Raw genomic sequence first — 1,182 nt, forward strand, 5'->3', positions numbered from 1 at the left:
CCCGAACCCCAGATCAGACCGGCACGGCACCCCCGCGTGATCGTCCTCGATTCCTCCGTACCCGATCGCACCCCCACATCCGCCTGCGATCTCGGTGAGGAACGGCCACCAGCGGCCCGAGGCGGCCGGTGCCCGCGGCACCAGTCGGAAGGGAGGTCATACCACCGGCGAGCAGCCCGCTCGCCGAAAATGTCCCACTATGCACCATTGCGTGAGGTGAACAACCATGAAGCATCGCGGCACCCTGGGCGGCCTGATAACCGCCGCACTGGCGCTGGGCGTGATGACGCCCGCGCCGGTCCACGCCGACGAAAAAGGCAAAACCGGACCGAACAACGCCATCACCGATGTCCCCGGCGTGACGGTCGGCCACTACACCGACACCAAGAACGTGACCGGCACCACCGCGCTCATCCTGCCCGACGGGGCGCTGGCCGGTGCCGACGTCCGCGGCGGAGCGCCCGGAACCGTCAACACCGACGCCTTCCAACCCGTGGCCCTGCAACCCGACGTCCATGGCCTCTTCCTGTCCGGGGGAAGCTGGATGGGCCTTTCCCCCTACGCCGGAGTCGTCCAATACCTGCGAGAGCGCGGCCTAGGGTCGCAGTTCGGCGGGCAAGCGGTGCCCGCGGTGGGCGGCGCGATCGTCTTCGACCTCGGCCAAGGAGCCGACACGAAAAAGAAGTTGGAGAAGACCCCGGACTTCGAATTCGGTTACCGCGCCGCCAAAGCCGCCAAGTCGGGCCCGGTCGCCCAGGGATCCGTCGGCGCCGGCACCGGCACCGGCACCCCCGGGCCGGCAGCGCGCATGAAAGGCGGTGTGGGAACCGCCAGCGTCGACCTCGGCAACGGCCTCTACGTCGGCGCGCTGGTCGTGCTGAACTCCGGCGGCCGGGTGTGGAGCGAGTCCCAGGGCTGCGAGCTCTACGCGTTGTACATGGAACTGCAGAACGAGTTCGGCGACACCAAACGCCCCACCAAGTGCACGACCGCCGCCCCCGCCCGAGACGAGGACGACGGCAAGCTCGACAAGAACACCACGATCGGCGTCGTGGCCACCAACGCCAAGCTCACCTCACCCCAACTGCAGAAGATGGCGCAGGTCGCACACGACGGCCTCGCCCGGGCGATCCGCCCCGCGCACACCATGGGCGACGGGGACGCCATCTTCTCCCTCAGCAC

1 protein-coding gene is annotated in these 1,182 nt (G+C 68.9%); it reads left to right on the top strand.

Annotated elements, in window-relative coordinates; all coding sequences use genetic code 11:
* Positions 1-226: 226 nt before the first annotated feature.
* The coding region (locus tag E1264_RS42715) for a P1 family peptidase (protein ID WP_132183290.1) at positions 227-1,182 on the top strand (956 nt) is incomplete at its 3' end.

The organism is Actinomadura sp. KC216 (assembly GCF_004348535.1).
Classification (GTDB): Bacteria; Actinomycetota; Actinomycetes; order Streptosporangiales; family Streptosporangiaceae; genus Spirillospora.